Below are 1,405 nucleotides of genomic sequence, written 5' to 3'. Positions count from 1 at the left end.
GGACCGCGCGTTCCTGCTGTCGATGGCCGACGCGGTGGCCGCTTCGGGGATCTTCGGGGCCGAGGGCCGCTCCGAGGAGGACGCCGCCGCCCGGCTCCGGGTCGCCGCACGGCACCGCGGACTGCTGCGCCGCTGGCTGGTGGCCCTGGAACGGGCCGGACACCTGCGGCACGACCCCGGCAGCGGCACCTGGCGGGGCGCGGCCGCGCCCGCGAGGGCCGAGGTGGACCGGGCCTGGACCGCACTCGCCGCCCACGCCCCCGAAGCCGTCTGCCCGCCCGCCCTGCTGGCGTACTTCCGTGCCCACGCCGACGCCCTGCCCGCCCTGCTGCGCGGCGAGGAGGAGGCGGTACGGCTGTTCTTCCCCGGCGGCGGCCAGGACGTCGCACGGGCCTGGTACGCCGACAACCTGGCCGCACAGCGCCTGCTCGCCACCCTCGGCGCCGCCGTACGCGGCGCGGCGGACGGGGTACGGGACCGGCCGCTGCGGGTCCTGGAGGTCGGCGGCGGCATCGGCGCGGCCACCGGGCCCGTCCTCGACGCGCTGGGGGACCGGCCGGTGGACTACCTGTTCACCGACGTCTCGGAGTACTTCCTCACCGACGCCAGGCAGCGGTTCGGCGCGCGGCCCGGGGTGCGCTTCGGCCTGTTCGACATGAACCGGGACCCGCGCGACCAGGGCCTGCTGCCCAACTCCTTCGACATCGTGCTGAGCGCCGGGGCGCTCAACAACGCGCGCGACACCGCGCGGGTCCTCGACCGGCTGCGGACGCTCCTCGCGCCCCAGGGGTGGCTGTGCCTGCTGGAGATGACCCGCGAGCACCCGGAGATCACGGCCACCCAGGCGTTCATGATGGAGCGACCCGAGGACCTGCGGCACGAGCGGGGGAACCTCTTCGTCCACACCGACCAGTGGCGCGACCTGCTCACCGCCGCGGGGGCCCGCGAGGTGCTGGTCCTCCCGGCGGCCGGCGACCCGTTCGCCGCGCTCGGACAGGGCGTGTTCGCCGCGTCGTTCAAGCAGGACCGCGCCCCGGTCGACGCCGACGGGATCGTCCGGTGGGCCGCGGGACGGCTGCCCGCCCACATGGTCCCCGCACACGTCCAGATCGTCGACGCGCTGCCGCTGACCTCCAACGGCAAGGTCGACCGCAAGCGGCTGCTCGGCTGGGTGCCGCGGCGCGGCGAACGCGCCGCGGACCGCGTGGCGCAGCCGCCGCGGCCGGGCGTGGAGCAGCAGGTGGCCGGGCTCTGGGCGGACCTCCTCGGCGGAGCGCCGCCCTCCAGGGAACAGGGGTTCTTCGAGGCGGGCGGCGACTCCTTGCTGGCGGCGCGGCTGGTGGGGCAGATCCGTGAGCGGGTGCCCGGGGCGGCGGCCGTCACCTTCGACGTCCTGCTGCGCGCG

The 1,405-nt window shown here is 76.7% G+C and carries 1 protein-coding gene; it reads left to right on the top strand.

Annotated features, from left to right (window positions below; all coding sequences use genetic code 11):
- The coding region (locus AC51EU_RS30535) for a class I SAM-dependent methyltransferase (protein WP_496270335.1) at positions 1 to 1,405 on the top strand (1,405 nt) is incomplete at both ends.

It is taken from the genome of Candidatus Streptomyces philanthi, assembly GCF_059553635.1.
Note: the sequence above shows the minus strand (reverse complement) of the source record. Positions and strands in the feature narration are given on the sequence as shown.